This window comes from Leptotrichia sp. oral taxon 417, assembly GCF_013394865.1.
GTDB lineage: Bacteria > Fusobacteriota > Fusobacteriia > Fusobacteriales > Leptotrichiaceae > Leptotrichia > Leptotrichia wadei_A.
Genome location: NZ_JABXYV010000001.1, coordinates 1,024,156 through 1,046,846, shown reverse-complemented (window position 1 = coordinate 1,046,846; position 22,691 = coordinate 1,024,156). Strand labels below are relative to the sequence as shown.

At 29.1% G+C, this 22,691-nt stretch carries 18 protein-coding genes and 1 riboswitch; of the genes, 4 read left to right on the top strand and 14 right to left on the bottom strand.

The annotated features are described in order from the left end of the window. Positions 1 to 48: 48 nt before the first annotated feature. From lysA to HW276_RS04960, 4 genes are all read right to left on the bottom strand, one after another. Complete coding sequence (gene lysA, locus HW276_RS04975) at positions 49 to 1,359, bottom strand: diaminopimelate decarboxylase (RefSeq protein WP_147003444.1); 1,311 nt, start codon at positions 1,357 to 1,359, stop codon at positions 49 to 51. A gap of 119 nt (positions 1,360 to 1,478) precedes the next feature. Continuing rightward, positions 1,479 to 1,652: riboswitch (Lysine riboswitch) on the bottom strand. Positions 1,653 to 1,808: 156 nt separating this feature from the next. Beyond that, positions 1,809 to 2,957: an N-6 DNA methylase gene (locus HW276_RS04970; protein ID WP_178937647.1), complete on the bottom strand. Its 1,149-nt coding sequence runs from the start codon at positions 2,955 to 2,957 to the stop codon at positions 1,809 to 1,811. Next, positions 2,947 to 3,534 carry a restriction endonuclease subunit S gene (locus HW276_RS04965; protein ID WP_178937646.1) on the bottom strand — a complete coding sequence of 196 codons (588 nt, stop codon included), beginning with the start codon at positions 3,532 to 3,534 and terminating at the stop codon, positions 2,947 to 2,949. The genes HW276_RS04970 and HW276_RS04965 overlap by 11 nt, the downstream gene beginning before the upstream one ends. 422 nt (positions 3,535 to 3,956) lie before the next feature. After that, entirely contained in the window at positions 3,957 to 5,597 is a 1,641-nt protein-coding gene (locus tag HW276_RS04960; protein ID WP_178937645.1) for a S16 family serine protease, read from the bottom strand. 336 nt (positions 5,598 to 5,933) lie between these two features. Here HW276_RS04960 and HW276_RS04955 point away from each other — a divergent pair, with 336 nt between their 5' ends. Beyond that, positions 5,934 to 7,343 carry an MATE family efflux transporter gene (locus tag HW276_RS04955; protein ID WP_178937644.1) on the top strand — a complete coding sequence of 470 codons (1,410 nt, stop codon included), beginning with the start codon at positions 5,934 to 5,936 and terminating at the stop codon, positions 7,341 to 7,343. 47 nt (positions 7,344 to 7,390) lie between these two features. On the opposite strand, the gene HW276_RS04950 is transcribed toward HW276_RS04955, so the two are convergent. The 4 genes from HW276_RS04950 to HW276_RS04935 all read right to left on the bottom strand — a co-directional run bounded on the left by HW276_RS04950 (position 7,391) and on the right by HW276_RS04935 (position 10,828). Further along, positions 7,391 to 7,909 carry a glucose PTS transporter subunit IIA gene (locus HW276_RS04950; protein ID WP_178937643.1) on the bottom strand — a complete coding sequence of 173 codons (519 nt, stop codon included), beginning with the start codon at positions 7,907 to 7,909 and terminating at the stop codon, positions 7,391 to 7,393. Between the two features lie 191 nt (positions 7,910 to 8,100). Then, on the bottom strand, positions 8,101 to 9,315 hold the full coding sequence (locus HW276_RS04945) for a saccharopine dehydrogenase family protein (protein ID WP_178937642.1): 1,215 nt from the start codon (positions 9,313 to 9,315) through the stop codon (positions 8,101 to 8,103). Positions 9,316 to 9,704: 389 nt separating this feature from the next. Then, positions 9,705 to 10,337: a DUF421 domain-containing protein gene (locus tag HW276_RS04940; RefSeq protein WP_178937641.1), complete on the bottom strand. Its 633-nt coding sequence runs from the start codon at positions 10,335 to 10,337 to the stop codon at positions 9,705 to 9,707. A gap of 47 nt (positions 10,338 to 10,384) precedes the next feature. Further along, positions 10,385 to 10,828 (bottom strand): DUF3290 family protein, encoded by a 444-nt coding sequence (locus HW276_RS04935; protein WP_178937640.1) that lies wholly within the window; start codon positions 10,826 to 10,828, stop codon positions 10,385 to 10,387. A gap of 400 nt (positions 10,829 to 11,228) precedes the next feature. Between HW276_RS04935 and HW276_RS04930 the strand changes: the two genes are divergently transcribed. Together HW276_RS04930 and HW276_RS04925 are read left to right on the top strand one after the other, a co-directional pair. Continuing rightward, on the top strand, positions 11,229 to 12,569 hold the full coding sequence (locus HW276_RS04930) for a TrkH family potassium uptake protein (RefSeq protein ID WP_178937639.1): 1,341 nt from the start codon (positions 11,229 to 11,231) through the stop codon (positions 12,567 to 12,569). 15 nt (positions 12,570 to 12,584) lie between these two features. Continuing rightward, the gene (locus HW276_RS04925; RefSeq protein WP_178937638.1) at positions 12,585 to 13,256 is read left to right on the top strand and encodes a TrkA family potassium uptake protein; all 672 of its coding nucleotides are present in this window, start codon (positions 12,585 to 12,587) and stop codon (positions 13,254 to 13,256) included. 343 nt (positions 13,257 to 13,599) lie between these two features. Here HW276_RS04925 and HW276_RS04920 read toward each other — a convergent pair whose 3' ends face one another. The 6 genes from HW276_RS04920 to asnS all read right to left on the bottom strand — a co-directional run bounded on the left by HW276_RS04920 (position 13,600) and on the right by asnS (position 20,606). Continuing rightward, positions 13,600 to 14,193, bottom strand: coding sequence for a tetratricopeptide repeat protein (locus HW276_RS04920; RefSeq protein WP_178937637.1), 594 nt, complete (start codon positions 14,191 to 14,193; stop codon positions 13,600 to 13,602). Positions 14,194 to 14,214: 21 nt separating this feature from the next. Then, a complete protein-coding gene (topA, locus tag HW276_RS04915; RefSeq protein ID WP_178937636.1) occupies positions 14,215 to 16,593 on the bottom strand; it encodes a type I DNA topoisomerase in 2,379 nt (792 codons plus the stop codon). Positions 16,594 to 16,663: 70 nt separating this feature from the next. After that, positions 16,664 to 17,371 (bottom strand): hypothetical protein, encoded by a 708-nt coding sequence (locus HW276_RS04910; protein ID WP_178937635.1) that lies wholly within the window; start codon positions 17,369 to 17,371, stop codon positions 16,664 to 16,666. A 40-nt stretch (positions 17,372 to 17,411) separates the two neighbouring features. Next, positions 17,412 to 18,503, bottom strand: coding sequence for a DNA-processing protein DprA (gene dprA / locus HW276_RS04905; RefSeq protein WP_178937634.1), 1,092 nt, complete (start codon positions 18,501 to 18,503; stop codon positions 17,412 to 17,414). A gap of 18 nt (positions 18,504 to 18,521) precedes the next feature. Beyond that, positions 18,522 to 19,199: a hypothetical protein gene (locus HW276_RS04900; RefSeq protein ID WP_178937633.1), complete on the bottom strand. Its 678-nt coding sequence runs from the start codon at positions 19,197 to 19,199 to the stop codon at positions 18,522 to 18,524. An 18-nt stretch (positions 19,200 to 19,217) separates the two neighbouring features. Then, positions 19,218 to 20,606, bottom strand: coding sequence for an asparagine--tRNA ligase (gene asnS / locus HW276_RS04895; RefSeq protein ID WP_178937632.1), 1,389 nt, complete (start codon positions 20,604 to 20,606; stop codon positions 19,218 to 19,220). A gap of 376 nt (positions 20,607 to 20,982) precedes the next feature. Between asnS and HW276_RS04890 the strand changes: the two genes are divergently transcribed. Continuing rightward, complete coding sequence (locus tag HW276_RS04890; protein WP_178937631.1) at positions 20,983 to 22,635, top strand: OPT/YSL family transporter; 1,653 nt, start codon at positions 20,983 to 20,985, stop codon at positions 22,633 to 22,635. The last annotated feature ends 56 nt before the right edge of the window (positions 22,636 to 22,691 follow it).

The window sequence follows — 22,691 nt, the reverse complement described above, 5'->3', positions numbered from 1 at the left end:
GTCTTTTCTTTTTATCATTACAAATTATCATTACAAAAAGAAACAAAATTATAATTCAAAAATTTCATCATTTCTCAATAAATCTTCATAAGATTCTCTTCTAACAGCAACTTTTGCTTTACCGTCTTTTACAAATACAACTCCTGGCGTAACCATTCTATTGTAGTGGCTTGACATTGTATAACAATAAGCTCCTGTCGTACCAACTGCAACTATATCCCCAACTTTAGTCGATTTTGGCAATTTACCATTTTGAATAATAATATCTCCTGATTCACACAATTTCCCAGCTAATGTAACATCTCTTGTGTCAGTATCTTCCATTTTATTAACAACACCAGCCTCATATTCAGCTTGATAAAGTGCAGTTCTTATATTATCTGACATTCCTCCATCAATAAATACATAAGTTTTTCCACCAACAGTTTCTTTAATTCCACCAACTTCATACAAAGTAGTTCCCGCATTTCCGACAATACTTCTTCCTGGCTCAATGCAAAGTTCTTTAAATCCAATTTGATATTTAATTTCCATTGCTTCAGTATAAGTTATAATTTCGCTAAGCACTTCTTCAATTGGTTTAGGATCATCTCCATTTTTGTAATAAACTCCGAATCCTCCACCCATATTTACTGTGTGAACTACAATTCCCAATTCTTTTTTCAATCTATCCAAATATTTGAAAATTTCATCTAACGCAAAAATAAAGAATGCAGATTGGAATATTTGCGAACCAATATGCGTATGGAACCCTTTAAATTCAATATATGGACTATCATTCAATCTTTTTACAATATCAATCAAATTTTCTTGGAAAAGTGAAATCCCAAATTTTGATGTAAGTCCTGAAGTTTTTATATAATGATGTGTATGTGCCTCAATCCCTGGATCAATTCTCACTAAAACCGCTTGTTTCTTACCTTTTTCCTTACAAACTTTTTCAATCTTAGCAATTTCATCTTCATTATCTACAACAATCGTATCAATCCCATATTCAACAGCCATTTCAATCTCATTCACCAATTTATTATTCCCATGCAAATGCACTCTTTTCATTGGAAATCCTGCCTTATGTGCCGTATACAATTCTCCACCAGACACAACATCTAAATCCAATCCTTTAGATTCAACCAATTTAATCATTCCAGTTGTCAAAAATGCTTTCCCTGCATAAGCTATTCTCGTTTTAAATCTTGTAGACTGAAAAGCCTCTTTCATTTTATCAATAGTCGTTTCAATCAATTCCTGATCCATTACATAAAGTGGCGTTTTAAACTCTTTTGCCAATTCAATCGTATCAACTCCTCCTATTGATAAATTCCCTTTTTCATTAATTTTTGCCGTTCCAAATAATTTCATATTTTCACAAATTTTCCTTTCCTAAAAATTTCTTTTGTAAATTTTTCTACAAATAAAAAATGCTGACAACGAACATCAGCATATAAAATTATATAATCTAAAATCAAAATCACATTTATATATCTGACAGCTCACCATTACACATTATAATGACAGTCCTATAGATATTCTCCATAGACCCAGTAGCAAAGTTCGTCACTCTTTGTACTTCGGCGATTTCCCCTTTCAAGTTATTTCATCGAATTGACCTTCTCCATAAATCTACTCTTAAAAACCGCACCTCTATCTTGTTTTACATTATACTAAATTTTTCTTGATTTGTAAACACCTTTAAAAAATTTTTTATATTATTTTAGATCTTTTTGTTGAACTCCACTTGATAATACACCTATCTTAACTTTATCCGTAAGACACCTCCCAGAATTTTAATATACAATTTTATGTTTTTATTATTTTTTTAATAAATATTCTTCTATTAAACTGTCACACTCTTTCCTTTTTCTCTCCATTTTATTGCTAAGTTCCTTTTTATTGTATTCCAATTCTTTTAAATCTACCTTTTCTTTTGTTTTATAAACATAACTTAAAATAGATAACCTACATTTTTCAAGTAATATCTTTTCATTCGGTACAACTTTTGAGATTCCATTAATTTCTTTCCTTTCTTTAAATATTTCTAGTAATCTCTCATAATTTTCTGGTTTTATCTTATTATTTCTTTCAAAAAAAGTTTCCGTTCTAATAAACAAAATATTATCTTTTTTTGATTCTCTTTTTTTATTTAATATAACTGTTTCCAAAGAAGGTATCCAGTCGCCACAAGGTATAGCTATTATCGTTTCTATCCAATTATTTCTAACCGCTTCTTCTCTTACTTCTAAAGGTAAATAACTAAAAGAGTTTCTATCCACTATTATCTTATCATTTTCATTAAATAATTTTAAAATCATCTCCCTTGCTTGAAATCTTCCAGCTCCTAAACTCATTACTATTTTACCATTATTAGAATTAGTCATTGAAAAAAGTATTTTTAAAATTTCTCTTTTTTCATTTTCGTGAATTACCACATCCCCAAAGTGATTAAATATAAAAAATTCAACATTATATAAAATTTTATTATTTTTTTCATTAAATATTTCTAATAAAAAATCACCTGTTTCTTCTCGTATAATAGGTAAATTTATCACTTTACTTATAAAATTTTGTGTAATTTTTACATATTTCCCTCTTAAAATATCAAGCTTTAAATCTAATTCCATATTCCTCAAACTATTTAAAATCTCTTCAGATTCTTTAGTTTGAAATATAAAATTATAAGATCCGTTAAATAATTCTATCTTATCGGATAATATTTTCATATTTTCTGAATAACTTTTTTCCAAATCATACTCAAATCCATTTTGTTTTAAATATTCTAAAAATAAATAATTATCATCTCTTAAATTTTCTATCTCTTCAAAAACCACTTTACTTATACAAACTACATATGAAAAAAGACAAGCTTTAAGAATTTCTATTACATTATCACTCTCTCTAAAACGTCCTCTTCGAAAACGACCTATTTTTTCAAAAAAAATATCAAACAAATCACTCTTCATTTATTTTCACCCCATTTTTAGAAATTATACTTTCTTCAATATATTGTTTTTTAGTTTTTAAATATTGCAACGTCATATCTTCTTCTTCTTCAAAACTTTTTATTATTTCAACCATCCTATCTTGTTCTTCCCTTTCTGGCAATTCAATATCTAATTCAACAAGATAACTTTTATTTATGGCTCTAACAATACTTATTCTTCTAAATTTTTTTTCAAAATATAATAAAAGCAATTCTGTTTTTAATAACCAGCAAAGGTATTCTGGATTTATTTTTTCATTTGTTCTCAAAATAAAATAAAGAGTTGATGGCAACACATTTTCATAATCTTTTTCTACATACACAACTTCTATCTTACTTCCTTTTGCTTGAAATAATACATCGCCTTTTTTAATAAAATATTTATCATCAATCTTATTTTCTCCACTTTTATACCTGTCTGGCACTTCTGCATTTTCAAAGCCTGTTATCTTGCCGTTAGTTATAAGAGTAGGATTTAACAGTAAATAACCTGTTTCTTTCTCCGCTGTTTTCACATTTAACGGTGCAACCACATCTACATTCTCTCCCAATTTCATTATTTCACATCCTTTTTTTTCTATAATTTAATTTATATTTAAATAATAATTCACATTTTTTAACTACAATAATTTGCAATTTATGTATATTTTACTGCCAAAAGTATAGAATATTTTTTATTTTTTATTAAGTTATTACATGTTTTTCCTAAAATTTATCTATATTCAATTACCGTTTTAAATTACAGAATTATTATACTATTAATTTTAACAGAAGTCAATTTTTATTATTTTTAATTGAATTTTTTACTGTTATTTGCATTAATTTTCCTAAATTTAATACACACAAAAAATTTAAAAATATTAATTTTATACTAAACCCCATTTAAATAATAATTTTAGCAATATTTATTTTAAATTAATTAAAATATAACTTTTCCTTTTTAAACAGGGAATAGTATTATTTATCAGTCTTTTTTATACTATGCAAAAATTTTTGAATAAATTTGTTCATAATTTTCCACAAGTTCTATTTCTATATCATTTAATATTGTTTTATTTATTAAATTTATACTGCTTTCATTTTCTTTTGGAATAAAAAATCTTTTTATTCCAGATTTATAGGCTCCTTCTATCTTTCTAGCCACTCCTCCTACAGGGAGCACTTTTCCCAAAATTGTGATTTCTCCAGTAAAAGCCACATTATGTTTCATTTCTTTTTCATTCAATGCTGAAAGTATTGATGTTACAATAGCGATTCCAGCAGAAGGTCCATCTTTTGGAATAGAATTTTCGCTAAAATGTATGTGTATGTCATTTTTTTCAAAAAAATCAGGATTTTTCAAATTAAATTCTTTACTTTTACTTCTTATGTATGTTATAGCTACATCTATTCCTTCTTTCATAATATCTGAAAGATTTCCTGTAATTTTTGTCTTGCCATTTCCTGGTACAATAACTGTCTGAATTGGCATAGCTCTTCCTCCAAAAGAAGTTACTGCCATTCCCATTACTTCTCCTACACTTTCTTCATCAGCATTTATCTTTAATGATACATCAGGGATTTTATCTGCACAAATAAATGAATCGATGTTTTCTAGAGAAATTTGAGGAATTTCTTTCTTTTCCAATGCATCTTTAGCAATTTTTCCATAAATTTTCATCAAAATTGTCTTTAATTTTCTGACTCCATCTTCATTTGTATAATTTTCAATTATGTATCTCAAAATATCATCTTCAAAAACTAACTTGGAAGCAATTTTTTTATTTATACTTGGAATTATATATTTTTTTGCAATTTCAACCTTTTGCTCCAAACTATAACTTTCTAGATGAATAATTTCCATTCTGCTTTTTAATGGTTCTGAAATCTTGCCTAGATCATTAGCAGTGGCTAAAAATATAATATTTGATAAATCATACTCTATTTCTAAATATTCATCTCTAAATCGTTTATTTTGGTCTGGATCTAGTATTTCAAGCAAAACTCCTTCAATATCTCCATCATAATTTTTTTTATTGATCTTATCAATTTCATCTAGTAAAATTACAGGGGTATCACTTTCAAACTTTGCTAAAGTTTTTATAATTCTTCCTGGAGCAGCTGATGTATAACCTTTTGTAAGCCCTGTTAATTCAAATACTGTCGTCACACTACTCATAGAGATCTTTTCAAATTCTCTCCCCAGAGCTTCTGATACTGCTTCTGCTATTGAAGTTTTTCCTATCCCTGCTGAACCTGCCAAGCATATTATCATAGGCATTTTTTCCCCTGAATTTCGCATATAATATCTTAATGCTAAACTTTCTAAAATTGTTTCCTTTACTTTTTCCATTCCATAATGTTTTTTATTTAAAAACTCTCTCATTTTAGAAATATTAATTTTTTCTTCTTTTAGAGTTCTCTTCCAATCAAGTTTACTAATAATTTCAAGACATTTTTTTGTTTTTATAAAATCTGAATCTGTAGAACCCATATTTTCATCATAGTAATCTTTATACTCTTTTATTTTTATTCTATTTACTTTACTTATGTTTAATTCTTCCATATTTTCAGTTACTAACTCAATTTTTTTTTCAAAATCTGATTCACTTTCAGATATTTTTAAAAAGTCTTTTTCCATAATTCTACTCCTTCAATTTTTTATTTTATAATTTTTTACTTATTTTTGTTTACCGTAAATATCTTACATAATTATTATATCAATTTTTTAAAAAATGTCAAGTTTTATTTATTTTTGTTTACCGTTATAAAAAACAGTATTTTTATATATAAAAAACAAAATCCAAGTTATAGAAACAGAAAATTCCCAAAAAAATAAATTTTTTTTATATTTGAATTCAAATTTTACTAACCAAACTAAACAAAAAAAATCATAAGAAAAAAAATATTTTAAAATTTCTCAAAAAAGTGCTATAATAATAAGATACGATAAATTTTTAAAGAAAGGAGAAAAAAAATGAAAACAATATTCAAAACCCAATCTAATGAAGAACGCCGTGAAATGATCTTAAACGGAAAAGTTATAAATACTCTGCTTTTCCTATCCATCCCAACATTGCTGGTTGGAATCATTCAGGCACTTATTCCGCTTTCTGACAGCTTATTCCTAAATAGGCTTACAAGCGTTGAAGTGGCTAGTTCTGTTACATTTAGCCAGCCTGTACTGAATATTATGATTGCATTGTCGCAAGGGCTTGGAGTGGCTACTCTTGTTATGCTTGGAAGGCTTTATGGGAAAGGAAGAATGCTGGCTGTAAAGGAAACGATGCTGCAGATTTTTGTTTTCAGCTTTGTTATTGGACTTTTTATAATTCCAGTCTGTATATTTTCAGCCTTTATAATTTCCAAATATACAACCGCTGAAATTCGTGACAATGTCTATATTTACATTGCCCTGTATTCACTTGTAATGCCCTTCGTATTTTTGGCTGCAATTTATAATTCATCGAAAAATGCGATTGGTCGTCCTGAAGTTACATTTATTAGAATTTTTTTATTGTTAATTTTAAAAATAATTTTTAATTCAATTTTTCTATATGTTTTAAAAATGGGAATTGTGGGTGCAGTAATGGCTTCGCTTTTTTCCTATATTGTTGTTACAATCTGGATGTTTTACGATTTATTTTTAAAAAGTGGAGATGTCAAGCTGGATTTAAGAAATTATTCAATGAAACTGCCTATAATAAAAAGACTTCTAAATATCGGCTTTCCAGCAATGCTAAACTATGCCTTCCTGTATCTTGGATTTTTCCTTATAAACAAGGAAATGGAAAAATTCGGCGCAATCGCCCTAAATGCACAAGGAATTGCCTCTAACATCAATGCAATCTGCTTTATTTTGCCATCTTCAATCGGAACTACAGTTTCCTCAATGATTAGCATAAATATGGGAACTGGGAATGTGAAGAAGTCTAAAGATGTGTTCAAAATTGGCTGGAGAACAGGAGTCATACTTTCCATTTTAACAATTATCTTAATTTTACCAATTTCAATGCCTCTTGTGCTCACTTTTACAAAAGTTTCAAAAGTTATTGAGATTGCCGACAAGGCTTTGCACATTTATACATATTCGGTAATTGGATTTAGCATTTTTATGATCTCACAAGGAGTTTTTATAGCACTTGGAAGAACAAAAGTGCCTTTAATTATGTCTATTTTAAGAATATGGCTATTAAGGTACATTTTTATCCTGGTAACTCAAAAATATCTTGGACTTTACTCAATTTTCTGGGGAAATTTATTTTCAAATACACTGGCAGGATTAATCTTCTTTATTTCTGTAAAAAGCATTGACTGGACAAAAGATTTTAAAAATAAAGGAAGCAATAATTATATAAATTCACAAAAAAAATCTCTAGATAAGTAAGAATTTTCTTGCTTAAATAGAGATTTTTTATTAATCTGAGATTAAAACTATTTTACAACATTCAATACAAGTGTTTCTCCAACTACTGCTTTTCCAGATTCAACTGGATTTAATGAACTGTAGTCATCACTATTTGAAATTATTACTGGTGTAATAATTGATTGTGCATTTGCTTTTAAGAAGTCGTAATCATATTTAACAATTGGATCTCCTGCTTTTACTACTGCTCCTTCTTCTGCAATTCTTTCAAATCCTTTTCCTTCAAGTTTAACTGTGTCCATTCCAAGGTGCACGAAAATTTCGATTCCAGCAGGCGTTACAATACTAAAAGCATGGTTAGTATCAAATATTTTTTCTATTCTTCCAGAAGCTGGTGCAACCATTACACCTGATGCAGTTGGTTCAATTGCAATTCCATCTCCTATCATTTTTTGTGCAAAAACTTCATCAGGCACTTCTGACAAAGGCATTAAATTTCCTGAAATAGGAGCTATTACTTTCCCATCAAATTCTTTTTTAACTTCTTCACCTTTGTTACCTTTTTTGAATAAATCAAATAATCCCATTTTAATTCCTCCAATTTATTTATTTATATTTTAATTATCTCATTTTAATGTTACCACATATAATCAAATTAGTCAAATTTTTCTTTTAATAATAAAGAAAAAATTTAGAAATAATTATTAAATATTACAATAATGTTTCTTCAACTATTATTTTTACAGTAATTTACCTATAACTTACTCTTTCAAAATAATTAATCAACTAATACTGGATTAAAATCTTCAACCCAAGGCAATCCAAATTTATTTAATGCATCCATAAATGGATCTGGATTCATTTCTTCTACATTAAACACTCCTGGTTTTTTCCATTCTCCAGTAAGCACCATTGCAGCCCCAATCATCGCTGGAACGCCTGTTGTATAGGAAATCGCTTGTGAACTGACTTCCTTATAGCATTCTTGATGGTCACACACATTATAAACATAGTAAGTTTTTTCAACCCCATCTTTTTTACCTCTAAAAATATTTCCGATATTAGTTTTACCTTTTGTTCTAGGCCCAAGCGAAGCTGGATCAGGCAATACTGCCGTCAAAAATTGTAGTGGTACAATTTGCTTTCCTTCAAATTCTATCGGTTCAATCGAAGTCATTCCAACATTTTCTAGCACTTTCAAATGAGTTAGGTAACTTTGTCCAAAAGTCATAAAAAATCTGATTCTTTTAATTCCTTTAATATTTACAGCAAGTGATTCTAATTCTTCATGGTGCAATAAATACATATCTTTTTCACCAATTTGCGGAAAATTATATACTCTTTTAATTTCCATAGGTTCTGTTTCCACCCATTTTCCATCTTCCCAGTAGCTTCCGTTAGCAGTAACTTCCCTAATATTAATTTCAGGATTAAAATTTGTAGCAAATGGATAACCGTGATCCCCAGCATTCGCATCAAGAATATCAATATAATTTATTTCATCAAAATAATGCTTTTGCGCGTAAGCTGAAAACACTCCTGTAACACCTGGATCAAATCCGCTTCCCAAAATAGCCGTAATTCCAGCCTTTTCAAATTTTTCCTTATAAGCCCATTGCCATTTATACTCAAACTTGGCAGTATCCAATGGCTCATAATTCGCTGTATCCAAATAATCAGTCTTAGTCTCCAGACAAGCATCCATAATTGTCAAGTCTTGATATGGCAAAGCTACATTTATCACAATGTCAGGCTTATATTCATTAATCAGTGCCACCAGTTCAGGCACATTATTAGCATCCACCTGTGCAGTCTGAATCTCAATCCTTCCAGCATACTTACTTTTTTCAATTCTTTCCTTAATTTCATCACATTTCGCCTTCGTACGGCTAGCTATCATAATCGAACTAAATACTTCTGAATTTTGTGCACATTTATGGCAAACTACATTCGATACTCCTCCAGCTCCAATTACTAATGCTTTTTTTCCCATTATTTCCGCCTCCTCAAATTTATTTTATTTTTTACTTTAAATATTGCCTTCAATCCTTTTTTTACTAACATACTCAAACTCATTCAAAATTAAACCGTTAAAAATCATACAAATTTAAGATTTGAGTAAAATAGTTACAACTTTTGTTTCTGATTTTAGATTAGTTTCACTATGTTTATTATAGTATAAAATATTTATTCTGTAAATTCTTTTTTTCAATTAATTTTTACTTTTACAATAATATTATATCACATCTGATAATTTTTTCAATCTGAATTTTTAAAATTAGATTAATATTTATATGTGTCTAAAATTTTAGCAATAAAATAAAAAATACTCAACTAGCAAACTATATCGCCATTTGAGTATTTTTCTCTCTTAAAATTTTTCTATTTTTTCACAATAAAAAGTTTTCCATCACCGCTATATTCAACAATGAAAAGTTCACCAAGATCAGTAACGTTATATTTTTCCAATTCTTCCTTCAACCAATTATCATCTTTTCCAATATGTTTCAAGTTATCCTCTTGTATATTCCCTTCAGAAACTAATAAATTTGAATAACCGTCTTCACCTTTTTTTATAACGATAAGTTGTCCATTTGATTCCATAAAAGCTTCTTCTATATCTGATATTTGCGTAACACCTTTTGTTCTCAATTTTGTGTAAAAATCAGGAATTGAAAGTGTCGCTTGTGCAAAATTTTCTGTTAGCATTTTTCCATCTCTTATTAAGTACACAACTTGTCCATCTATCATTTTTTTTACGCTTTTATTTGTATTTTTTAGAAAATCAGTTACTGTCATTAAAAGTCCCCATATTAAAAGAACTATTAAAAATTGAATTATTGATATATTTGGACTATAAATTACACCACCGATAATTCCCCCAAGGACATAATTACCTATTTGATCTTCTGTTGATGTTGGTGCCAATTGACTGCGTCCATTTAAATTCATAAACAAAACTAATGCAATAAATCCAATTGTAAGTTTTATTGCAACAAGAATTATAAAATCCAAAATTACATCATCTTCCTTTCTTTTATATTTTTTCAGCTTAAATGCTATTATTCTTTAATTGTTTTAACTTCATCCACATAAGGTACTGTCATTTGTTCAACTAATATATTGTTTCCTACCCAGTGAATTTGATAAAATTTATCTTTTATCTTATAAACAGTATCCTCTGTTATTTCAGGCGTATTTATAAAAATATCATTTTCATTAACTTTAAATTTTTCAGACAATTTTTTAATTACACTCGCTGAATTTTTATAAACTTTTTCTTCGTTATTTTTCGCTCTATAATTATCATAATGATATAATGCAAATAAGAAAATAAACATCAATCCAAGTAAACTAAGCTGTTTATCTCTAAGCGAAATGCTTCCTTTAAACCATTTCCAAAATGCAAATAATATAAACGCTATCACTAAAATTATTACAACAAGAAAAAATTTATCTGTTACAAATTTTTGGTTTTCTAAATAATTAAAATTATAAAATTCCATATTTTTAGTATTTCTCTCCTTTCTAATAATTTTTATTTAGTCATTTGTAAAAGTCTGAAAAGTACGATAAATACAGTATTTTTACATTTAATTTTCTTCTTTTCTCCACTTTTGGACAAGGGGCTTAACCATAAATACTACTGTTATTCAATTTTACTTTTACAACTGCCTAGATAATTTTTATTATTTATCTTAAATAAATCAAATGACTTTTTTAAATTTATCACAATTAATCAAACTTGTCAAACCTTTTTTAATCTTTAAATCAAATTTACACAATTAAATATTTATGTTTGTAAAATTTTTTTTTATTTCTACAATTGACAAAAAAATTGAATATGGTATATTTATTTTAAAGAATTAAATAATTTAAAAAGGAAAAATGAATGGAGGAAATGAAATGTTTTTTAAAAATAAATCTTTTTCACCATATATGACAATATTATTATCATTTGTAATAGTGACAGTTTTAGGCGGAATTTTATTATCTTTGCCGATTTCTGTGAATTATGGAAAAAGTGTAAAGTTGATTGATGGATTTTTTATAGCAACTTCAGCTATTTGTGTGACAGGGCTTTCTAGTATTGATATTGGCAGTGTTTACAATACTTTCGGGCAAATTATAATTTTGATTTTGATACAGCTTGGAGGACTTGGGGTTATAACGTTCACATCAGTTATAATTATTATGATTTCAAAGAAAATTGGATATTATACCAAAAAAATAGTTCAAGAAGATATAAACATTGACACAACTTTTAGAATTGAAGAATATGTGAAAAAAGTTATTTTTTCTGTAATCTTGATTGAATTTATTGGAGCTGTTGTTTTATTTTTTGAATTTATAAAAAGGTTTAGTTTTTTTAAAGCAGTTTATTATTCACTTTTCCATTCTGTGTCAGCATTTTGCAATGCTGGATTTGCATTATTTTCAGACAATTTATACGGATTTAAAAACAGTTTTTTGATAAATATTACAATTCCACTTCTAATATTTCTAGGCGGAATCGGATTTTCAACAATTTTAAATTGCTACAATGTTTTTACGAAAAAGGAGAAAAGACTGACTTTGACAACTAAATTGAGCATTAAAATATCCATTTTTTTAATAATTGCTGGAACATTTGCAATGTTTATCTTGGAATATTCCAATAAAAGCACGATTGGAAACTTATCTTTTGTGCAAAAATTAGAAGCATCATTTTTTCAAAGTGTATCAACGAGAACCGCTGGATTTAACACAATTTCAATTTTAGGTCTAAAAAGGTCAACTTCACTTTTATTTATTATTTTAATGTTTATCGGCGCTTCTCCAGGCTCAACTGGTGGCGGAATAAAGACTACGACGCTTGGGCTTATAGTCTTAGGAACTTTGGCAACACTTAAAAATAAGGATGCAGTCGAATATGACAAGAGAAGTATTAGCTGGAGAATTTATAGCAAAGCAATCGCTATATTATTTATTTCACTTATTTATACGGTAATTTGTGTATTTTTATTAATTTTATTTGAAAGAAATAAAAATTTTCTGGATTTGGCATTTGAAGTATATTCAGCATTTGGAACAGTTGGACTTTCTAGAGATTTGACACCAAGTCTTTCGGATATTTCAAAATTTATACTTATTGTTACAATGTTCGTTGGAAGAGTTGGACCGCTCACAATCACTTTGGCATTGTCAAAGTCAAATTTAAAAAAAGGACATTATACCTATCCACAAGAAAATATTTTGATAGGATAATTTTGAGGAGGAAAAATGGCAGGATATTTAGTTATAGGAGCAGGAAAATTCGGAAGAAGTATTGCAAGAACACTTTATAGACACAATGAAACTGTACTTGTAATCGACAAAAATGAGGAACTTATACAGCAAATAATAGACGATGGTACCGTCGGAGAAGCAGTTTCTTTTGATGTAACAGAAGAAAATTCACTAAAGAAAATGGTAAATAGCGATGATTTTGAGGTAGCATTTATTTGTATTGAGGGCAGTTTGCAAACAAGTGCATTAGTCACGGTTATGTTAAAAGAATTAGGAATAAAAACTATTATTTGTAAAGCTATTACAAAAATTGAAGGAAAGGTTTTGGAAAAAATTGGAGCAACTAAAGTTGCATTTCCTGATGAAACAGTTGGAATAGATTTAGCTTTTGAATTTTTAAAGCCAGATGTCACAGAACATTTAAAATTTTCTGAAAAATACAGGATTTTTGAATTTAAAGTTCCGAAAAGAATTATAGGCAAAAATCTCATTGAACTGAATTTGAGAAAAAAATACGAAATGAATGTAATTGGGATAAAAAGGGAAAGCGAAGAACTTAGAATATCGCTTTTACCAGATGAAAAAATTTTAGAAAATGATATGCTTTTAGTTATTGCAAATGTCGAAAAAATGATACAATTTAATAAAGAATACTTGGAAAATTAATACTATTATTTTGAAATAGCAAATTTATAATTTAAATATATTTTATTTACTTTCTGTCAAGGAGAATCAGAATCTCTTGTTAAAAAAATTTAAAACAAATACATTATTATATTTGACCCTATTCAAAATCATATAAACTTAGGATTTGAGCAAAGCAATCATAACTTTTAAGTTAAATTTTAAATCAGTTTTGCTGTATAACGGAAAATAGTCTTAAATACAAAAATTTTAAGTAAAAAAAGGATTGACAACTGTGTAACAAACAGAAGTTAATCCTCTTATTTTTTTATTATTACCAAAATATGAAATTCCTAATTTTAAATCTTTCAATGTAAAAACTATTTTACTTTTTCAAATTTTCTTCCAATACTTTCAAATTATTCTTTGCATGCTCATCTCCCAATGCTGCAGCCTTTAAGAACCACTTTTTTGATTCCTTAAAATTTCCTTCGTTTCCAAAAATTATTCCTAACCGATTCATTGCATCAGTATCATTTTTCCAGGCTAAATGCATATACAAATCCTTAGCTTTTTCAATCTGATCCGTACTATTGTAAAACATAAGCAGATTCTTTTCTGCACCTTCACAATTTTTCTCAACCGACTCCAAATAATATTTTTCCGCCTCTTCAATTTTCCCATATTGCTCATACAAAATTGCCAAATTATTCAAGGCATCATAATCATTATTTTCAATTGCAATCAAATAATACTTTTCTGCATTTTCAAAATCGTGCCGATTGGCATATAAATATCCCAAATTATTAGCATATTCATAATCTCCTGCCTCAATTGCCTTTAAAAACCACTTTTCTGCATTTTCATCTTCATAGTTATTTTGAAAAATAAGGGCAATTTCATTCATAGCCTTTGTATCTCCAGACTGAATCCTCTTTACATATTTATCAAATAACTTATCCATTCCAGTTTTTTTCATATTTTCTTCACCTTCTTGCCTTTATGACTTTTTAGTTGTTTTCTTCTTTTTTGCTGTCGCTGTCTTTTTAGTTTTTGCTTTGGAAGTTGATTTTTTAGCTGTTTTTTTAGAAACCGCCTTTTTAGTTTTTGTTTTTTCTTCCTTTTCAGTCACTCTTGTCACTTTCCCAGTTTTTATATTCTTTATTGTCTTGCATTCTGGGTAACCTGTACAGGCAAGAAATTTTCCAAATCTTCCAGTTTTTATTTCATAAGGTCTTCCACAAAACTCGCAAACTCCAGCTTCTTCTATTATTTTCCTGTCAATTTCAGAAATCCGTTTCATTTCCTCATTTATTTGCAAAAGGCCATCCAGCTCAATTACAGAACCTTTTCTATATTTTTGCTTCAATTCCAGTGGCAGCGACATTCTTTTTTCATCATTTTCATAATTTTCACTTTCAAGATATTCTCCATATCTTCCAACTTTTAATACATATTTAACTCCATTTTCATCAAAATAATCAGTCGGGATTCCCTTTTTATTATTTTGAAGTTTTTCAACCGCTTCCTTTACGAAGATTTCTCCCTTTCTAATCTCTTCAGGCGATACAGGAATTCCCTTTAATGAAATTTTTTCCTTTTCATTTGTTTCACTTATCAAATATTTTCCATACAATCCAGTTTTTAAAACCATTGGATTCCCTTCAGAATCCATCACATCCGCCACAACTCTACGATTTTTTATTTCATCAATTTCCTTTTCAAACTTGACAATATCCTTTTCCAGCGAACTATAAAAATCCCTTAAAAGCTGAACCCATTCAACAGTCCCTTCTTCAACTTTGTCCAAATCCTTTTCCATATTCGCAGTAAACTTTACATTCATAATATCTTTAAAATTCTTCACAAGCTCATCTTTAACTTCATATCCCAGATACGTCGGGAAAAAACGTTTTTCAATAATTTCCACATATTCCCTTGTTTTCAAAGTTTCGACAATCGAAGCATAGGTTGATGGACGTCCGATTCCTTCAGATTCTAATTTTTTAACAAGAGTCGCTTCTGAAAATCTTGTTGGCGGCTTTGTAATTCCTTCTTCAATGTTCAATTTTTCAATTGGATGAACGCTTCCTTCCTTTAATTCTGGAAAATCTCCAGTCTTAATTTCATCTTCATCTTTAAAAATCTTGTAATATCCATCAAAAATAACTTTGTTAATTGTTCCTCTAAAACGGTAATCTTTATTTACAGCATTAATTTGCATTTGCTCATACTGCATCGCTGCAAACTGTGAAACTAAAAATCTGTCCCAAATCAATTTATACAATTTATACTGCTCATTTGTCAAATATCCCTTTATTTCATCAGGAACTAAATTTATATCCGATGGACGAATTCCTTCATGGGCATCCTGAACATTTGACTTTGAATTTTTCACCACATATTTTCCCACATATTTTTCCCCATAATTTTGGGTAATATAATCCTTTGCCATATTTATTGCATCAACGGAAATTCTTGTAGAATCAGTTCTCATATAAGTTATAAGCCCTTTGTTTTCACCATCAATCTCAAGCCCTTCATAAAGCTGCTGCGCAATTCTCATAGTTTTACTTGCACCATATCCAAGATATGAAGAAGCAAGCTGCTGCAGTGTACTCGTTTTAAACACAAGTGGCGGTCTTTGTGACTTTTTCTTAACTTCTATTTTTTCAAGTGTCAGCGATTCATTTTTCAAGTCTTTCTTTAATTTTTTTATAACTTTTTCATCAAATATTTTATCCACTTTTTCATCTGCAATTTTTACCAAATTAAGATTAATATCCTTTTCAATTAATGCACTGACTTCCCAATATTTTTGCGGCACAAATGCATTTATTTCATCTTCCAGGTCACAGATCAATTTCAGTGCAACCGACTGAACCCGCCCAGCACTTGCATTACGGTTAATTATTTTCCATAGAAGCGGACTTATTTTATATCCCACTATTCTATCCAGCAATCTTCTGGCCTGCTGTGCATTAACAAGATTATTATTAATATCTCTTGGGCTATTAATTGCGTTATTTACAGCCGTCTTAGTTATCTCATTAAATTCAATTCTCCTAGTTTTATCAGGCTGCTTAATGTAATTTGAAATGTGCCAGGCAATGGCTTCCCCTTCCCTGTCCTGATCCGAAGCCAGATAAACATTGCTTGCCTTTTTTGCCTTTTCCTTTAATTTTTTTAAAATCTCACCTTTCCCCTTTATAACCTTATACTGCGGCTCAAAATTATTTTCCACATCTATCCCAATTTTAGTTTTTGGCAAATCAATCACATGCCCATAAGATGCAACAACTTCATAATTTCTACCAAGTATTTTTTCAATGGTTTTCGCCTTTGACGGTGACTCAACAATAACTAACTTTCTAGCCAACTCTAATTTCTCCTTATTTCTTTCTCTATTTATAAATATTTTTTTATTTTTAAAATTATTTTCTAAATTCTTATAATTTCACTTTATATTTTCCATTTTCTTCAATTAAATAGACTGGTTCTATTTCCATTTTTTCCATTAATTTTTTTAAATTTTTCCTGTCTTCCTGCATTTCCTTATACTGCATCCCTTCAAAAAATACAAGTGGAGAGGCTTTTACTATCGTATTTTTTGGTAATCCAAAATCTTTTAAAAGTTTAACTTTATTTACAATTTTTAAATAGGTATAAACTTCTAACAGGCATTTTAACATAGTTTCTTTACTATCTGATTTTTTTAATTCTAAAATTCTTAAAGTGTCAGTGTCTTCATTATAAGCAAGCAAATCTATTTTACCAGCATCATCTGTTTGTATATTTTTTAAAGGTGTCTGATAATCTATAATTTTCCCAAATTTATCAAAAATTTCTCCCTTATTTTGCGAATAATCAAATAATTTCATAGCAATTTTTTCTTCTGCACGATTTGACTCTTGATTTATAATTTTTCCATCATGGCTCTCTATTCTATAACTTCCTTCTCTATTTATTAGCTTTATCTTATTAAATAAGTCAACGTGACTCAATAACCATTCTGCAATAATTTCTGTGTAATATTCTTTTGAATCTTTTGTTTTCCCTGCATAGTTTACAAAATCTTGTTTATAAAAACTTCTAATATCAAATTTTGCGTTCTCTATCATTTCTAAAATTTCATTTTTTGAAAACTTTATTGCCATATTATTCCTTCCCTAAATCTCTCATATTTTCTCACTTTAATTATACTATCCTTATATACTTTGCCCCATTTGTTTCTGTAATCAATCCTCTAATTTTTAAACTCATAATTACGGAAAATAATTTATTTTTCTCAATTTTTTCCTTCACATTTTGCAATATCTGCTCAAAACTTACTTCTTCTGTAATTACTTCAAAAACAATCTGCTCTTCCTCTGTCAATTTCTGTAATTTGCTTTTTTCCTTTTTTATATCCCACAAAAACTCAATCGCAATATCATTTCCACAAGTTGTTAATTTCGCCTTATTATTTTTAATCAAGTCATTACAGCCTTCAAAAGATGGATAATTTATAAATCCTGGAATGGCAAAAATTTCACGGTTCATACTAAATCCCAATTCCGCAGTAATTAATGCGCCGCCTTTTTTAAAACTTTCAGCCACCAAAATTCCATCTGACATTCCCGCAATAATCCGATTTCTCCTTGGAAAAGTCCATCTAGTAGGCTGTGTTCCCAACGGATATTCACTTACAATAGTTCCATTTTCCGCAATCCTTTCCCACAAGCCTCGATTGTCATAGGGATATACAATATCCAGCCCAGTCCCCACTACTGATACAACTTCTATTCCCTTATCAAGCGCAGTTTTCAAGGCAACTGTGTCAATTCCCTCTGCAAGTCCGCTAATTAAGGTCACATCATAATTTACAAGTTCATTTACAATTTTTTCACAAGCTGTTTTTCCAAATTTTGTAGCTCTTCTTGTACCTACAACTGCTATATTCCGTTTATTTTCCACTAAAATCTTATCTTTATCAATTTTTATTTTATCATAATCCTTCAGTTTTTTCCCCTTTAAGTACAAAAATACTGGATAATCTTTTATTTCCTTTAGTTTCTTTGGATATTCCTTATCATTTGCACTAATTATTCTAACTCTGTTTCGCTCGTAAAGATTGAGCCTTTCTTTCATATCAATTTTCATTGATTCATCAAGCTGATGTTTTAATTCATCATTAAATAATTTAAAATTTTCCTCATAAAATAATTCTTCAAAATCTTGAAAAATCAACATCAATTTTTTTATATGGTTATTTTTCATCCCATATTCCTTTAATCTAAGCCATTCCACAATAATCCCCCCTATTTTTTATCTTGAACCAGCTAATATTTCATTTAATATTGTAATTTCTTTTTTTACTTCATCATCGGCATGTGTAGAATTATAATCTCTTAAATATCCCAACGCCTTTGAAAAATCCCCTTTTGATTTATAGGCAATGCCTATCCCCAATTTTGCTTCAGCCTGATTTTCATCCTGCGATAAAATTCTGGCATAATAGTCAATCGATCTGTCATTATTCCCCATAAGCCGAGATCCAATCGCAATTACGTACATCACAGGAATATCAGGATTTTCATCCTTCAATGCGAGATTTACCGCCTTTTCATAAAGTCCATCACGAAAATACAGCTGAGCCATTCTAAATGTTGCTGATGAACTTTTTTTAGCAAGTGTAGCATTTTCATAATTTGCATAGGAATTATACTTTGCCTCTGTAGATATATCTTCTGTCTGTGTCGCCGGCATTGTTCCAGTATCTCTTTCCTTTGGCTTTACTGTTTCTTCCTTTGGCGGTTTAAATGCTTTTTTTGTAGTTTCATCAGCCTTAGTTGTCGGCGGGACAATACTTTCTTCTTCATTTACAGTTGTAGCATCTCCACCTTCAGTTTCTGTATTTTCTGCAATATAGTAATTTCCCTTTACAACTGTTGCAAAAGTAAAAAGAATAGCCACCATCATCATCACTCTTTTTGTTTTTCCCATTTTGTTCCTCCTAAATAATTAGAACTCTAAATTTTTAGTTGTTCTTGGGAACGGAATTACATCTCTAATATTTGTCATCCCTGTAATATACATAAGCATTCTGTCAAATCCAAGTCCGAATCCTGAATGTGGCACACTTCCATATTTTCTTAAGTCTAAGTACCACCAGTAATCTTCCTCTTTCAATCCCATTTCACGAATTTTTCCTAAAAGAACATCGTAGTCATCTTCCCTTTGACTTCCACCTACAATTTCTCCAATTCCAGGTGCCAATAAATCAACTGCTCTTACAGTTTTACCATCTTTATTTAATTTCATATAAAACGCTTTAATATCTTTAGGATAATCAGTTACAAATACTGGTTTTTTGAAATGTTCTTCAGCCAAATATCTTTCATGCTCAGTTTGTAAATCAATTCCCCATTCAACTTCATATTCAAAATCTCTTTTCGCATTTTTCAAAATTTCAATTGCTTCTGTATAAGTAATTCTATCAAATTTATTGTTTACTAATGTATCAAGTCTATTAAATAAATCCTTGTCTACAAATTTATTGAAAAATTCCATTTCTTCCTTAGCATTTTCTCTCACATAATTCACAATATATTTTATCATTTCTTCAATAACATCCATATTTACATCCAAATCAGCAAATGCAATTTCAGGCTCCATCATCCAAAATTCTGCTGCATGTTTTGGAGTATTAGACTTTTCAGCCCTGAATGTAGGCCCAAAAGTATAAGTATTTTTAAATGCTGTTGCAAATGTTTCAACATTTAACTGTCCACTCACTGTCAAATTAGCTTCTTTCCCAAAGAAATCTTGTTTAAAATCAATATCTCCCTTTTCAGTTCTAGGCACATTATTAATGTCCAATGTAGTCAATCTAAACATTTCTCCAGCACCTTCAGCATCACTTCCAGTAATTATCGGTGTTTGCACATAAACAAAGTTTTTTTCTTGGAAAAATTTATGAATTGCATAAGACAAGATTGAACGCACTCTGAATGTTGCAAAAAACGCATTGGTTCTAGGACGTAAATGTGCAATCGTTCTTAAAAACTCAAATGTATGTCTTTTATTTTGCAATGGATAATCTGAGTCAGCCTTTTGGTAAACAGAAATTTTTGTTGCCTTAATTTCATAATCCTGTCCTTTCCCCAAAGATTCTACCACAATTCCTGTAACTTTAACAGAAGTTGAAATTGTAAGTTTAGAAATTTCTTCAAAATTTTCCAACGCTTCATCAAATACAACTTGAATCCCAGTAAAAAAAGTTCCATCATTTAACTCAATAAATCCAAAATTCTTTTGACTTCTAATTTTTTTTACCCATCCGTTAATTTCAATTTCTTTTCCCAAATACTCTTTTGTATTTGTCTGAAGTTCTCTTAATTCTAATAACATATATTTTCTTCTCCTCTTCCAAAAATTATTTTATTTTTATTCAATTTTTTATTTATACTTATATTTTCACATTATACCACAATTTTTTATATATTTTAATAATAAATTCAAAAATTTATTGTAATTTCCAATAAATCTAATACTAAATCATATTATAAATTAATTATATTTCTAAAATTTCATTGACAAACACCCTCTAAATGAAGTAAAATTTTAATAATAATACTAAGTCCCTTTTGAAAGATAGCAACTATAGTTTATTTTTTTGACAAGGAGTCTTGAACTCTTGTGTAGTAAAAGTTATAACAAATCTATTATTTTATGGGAAATAGTATAAATATAGCTTCATACAAAAATAAAATTAGGAGGAAACTTAATGGCAAAAACAAAAAAAATAGTATCAAAGACTGGCAGAAGTGAAACAAATGTGACTTTTCCAGCGATTTTAACAGGAATTATCGGAGCAGTTCTGGTATCTTCAAGCTCTTTTTATATCGCACTAAAATTTGGAGCATTGCCGTGGCCGACTATAATGGTTACGCTCTTATCTATGATGACGTTAAATTTATTTAAAAAAGCGAATAACAAGGAAATTACAATTTCACATACTATTATGAGCGCTGGATCAATGGTAGCTGGAGGAGTTGCCTTTACAATGCCTGCCTACATTATTCTAGGCGGAAAATTAACGGATATTAATCAGTATCAGCTGCTTTTAACTATTTTGGGCGGAAGTGTTGCAGGAGCATTCTTATCGTACATTTTTCGTGCAAAATTGATTGAAGAGGAAAAATTGGAATTTCCAATTGGAGAAGCTGCCTATAATCTTGTAGATTCAGGAAAAAGTGTGAAAAATATCAGATATGTTGCTTTTGGAACATTATTTAGCTCAATCATTGCTTTTTTTCGTGATTTCAGCTTTACAAAGGGAAAAGCGCCTGTAATTCCAACAGTAATTACACTAAAAAATGGGCTTTTTAGCATTTATCTATCGCCACTTCTGGTTGGAATGGGATATGTGCTTGGATTTGTAAATACGTTTGTCTGGTTTTTAGGCGGAGCGATTGTCCTTTTCATTGGAGAGCCGCTTGCAAAAATGTTTAAAATTGCTGATTTTCCCATTATGAAAAATAGTTTTGGAATGGGATTTATGATTGGAATTGGAATTGCTATAGTTTTAAAAATTATTTTTGCAAATAAAATGAAAAAGGATACAGAAAATAAAAGCATTGTAGCAAAATTACTTGTTTTATCGGTTATTTCCATAATTGTTATAACTTTTATTTATAAATTACCAATTTTTCTTTCATTAGTTTTAGCACTGATTTCAATTTTATGTACAATAATCGCTGGATATTCAACTGGAAAAACTGGAGTCAACCCAATGGAAATTTACGCTATAATCACAATTTTACTAATTTCATTTTTAAATAAAATGCTAAATGGCTTAAACATTGGAGGAATAAAATTTTATACAAATTTAAATACTTTAATATTATTTATGCTGGCCTGCATTATAACAGTTGCTTGCGGACTTGCAGGCGATATTCTGAACGACTTTAAATCAGGATACAAAATGAAAGTAAAACCTTCAGAACAACTTTTTGGAGAATTAATCGGTGCAATCGTAAGTTCATTTGTAATAACGTTTTTATTTTTCGTATTTTTCAAAGTCTACAAAGTAATCGGACCTGTTGAAAATACTGAATTAATCGCATTACAGGCTTCCATTGTAGCGACAGTAATAAATGGAATCCCATTTTTAGGAATTTTCTTTATGGGCCTTGCAGCTGGGCTAATTTTAAGCCTTTTAAATTTACCAGTCTTAACTTTTGGAATTGGAATTTATGTTCCATTTTACTTGACTTCAACAGTATTTTTAGGAGGGCTTGTAAGTTTTATAGGAAATAAGGTTTCAAAGAATTCCCATTCAAAACTGCTTTTAATATCAAATGGACTAATGAGCGGAGAAGCAATTGTGGGAGTTATTTTATCAATTATGGCCTACATTGGATTATTTATGAAGTAAAATTACTAGAAATTAAATGAAATTGTTAAAAAATAAAGAAATTAAAAATAGTTTTT

Bases quoted from the DNA above. Each gene is read 5' to 3' on its own strand.
- lysA (WP_147003444.1), bottom strand. From the start codon at position 1,359: ATGAAATTATTTGGAACGGCAAAAATTAATGAAAAAGGGAATTTATCA.
- HW276_RS04945 (WP_178937642.1), bottom strand. From the start codon at position 9,315: ATGGGAAAAAAAGCATTAGTAATTGGAGCTGGAGGAGTATCGAATGTA.
- HW276_RS04955 (WP_178937644.1), top strand. From the start codon at position 5,934: ATGAAAACAATATTCAAAACCCAATCTAATGAAGAACGCCGTGAAATG.
- HW276_RS04930 (WP_178937639.1), top strand. From the start codon at position 11,229: ATGTTTTTTAAAAATAAATCTTTTTCACCATATATGACAATATTATTA.
- HW276_RS04970 (WP_178937647.1), bottom strand. From the start codon at position 2,957: ATGAAGAGTGATTTGTTTGATATTTTTTTTGAAAAAATAGGTCGTTTT.
- HW276_RS04925 (WP_178937638.1), top strand. From the start codon at position 12,585: ATGGCAGGATATTTAGTTATAGGAGCAGGAAAATTCGGAAGAAGTATT.
- HW276_RS04965 (WP_178937646.1), bottom strand. From the start codon at position 3,534: ATGAAATTGGGAGAGAATGTAGATGTGGTTGCACCGTTAAATGTGAAA.
- asnS (WP_178937632.1), bottom strand. From the start codon at position 20,606: ATGTTATTAGAATTAAGAGAACTTCAGACAAATACAAAAGAGTATTTG.
- HW276_RS04960 (WP_178937645.1), bottom strand. From the start codon at position 5,597: ATGGAAAAAGACTTTTTAAAAATATCTGAAAGTGAATCAGATTTTGAA.
- HW276_RS04950 (WP_178937643.1), bottom strand. From the start codon at position 7,909: ATGGGATTATTTGATTTATTCAAAAAAGGTAACAAAGGTGAAGAAGTT.
- HW276_RS04900 (WP_178937633.1), bottom strand. From the start codon at position 19,199: ATGGGAAAAACAAAAAGAGTGATGATGATGGTGGCTATTCTTTTTACT.
- HW276_RS04910 (WP_178937635.1), bottom strand. From the start codon at position 17,371: ATGGCAATAAAGTTTTCAAAAAATGAAATTTTAGAAATGATAGAGAAC.
- HW276_RS04890 (WP_178937631.1), top strand. From the start codon at position 20,983: ATGGCAAAAACAAAAAAAATAGTATCAAAGACTGGCAGAAGTGAAACA.
- HW276_RS04935 (WP_178937640.1), bottom strand. From the start codon at position 10,828: ATGGAATTTTATAATTTTAATTATTTAGAAAACCAAAAATTTGTAACA.
- HW276_RS04920 (WP_178937637.1), bottom strand. From the start codon at position 14,193: ATGAAAAAAACTGGAATGGATAAGTTATTTGATAAATATGTAAAGAGG.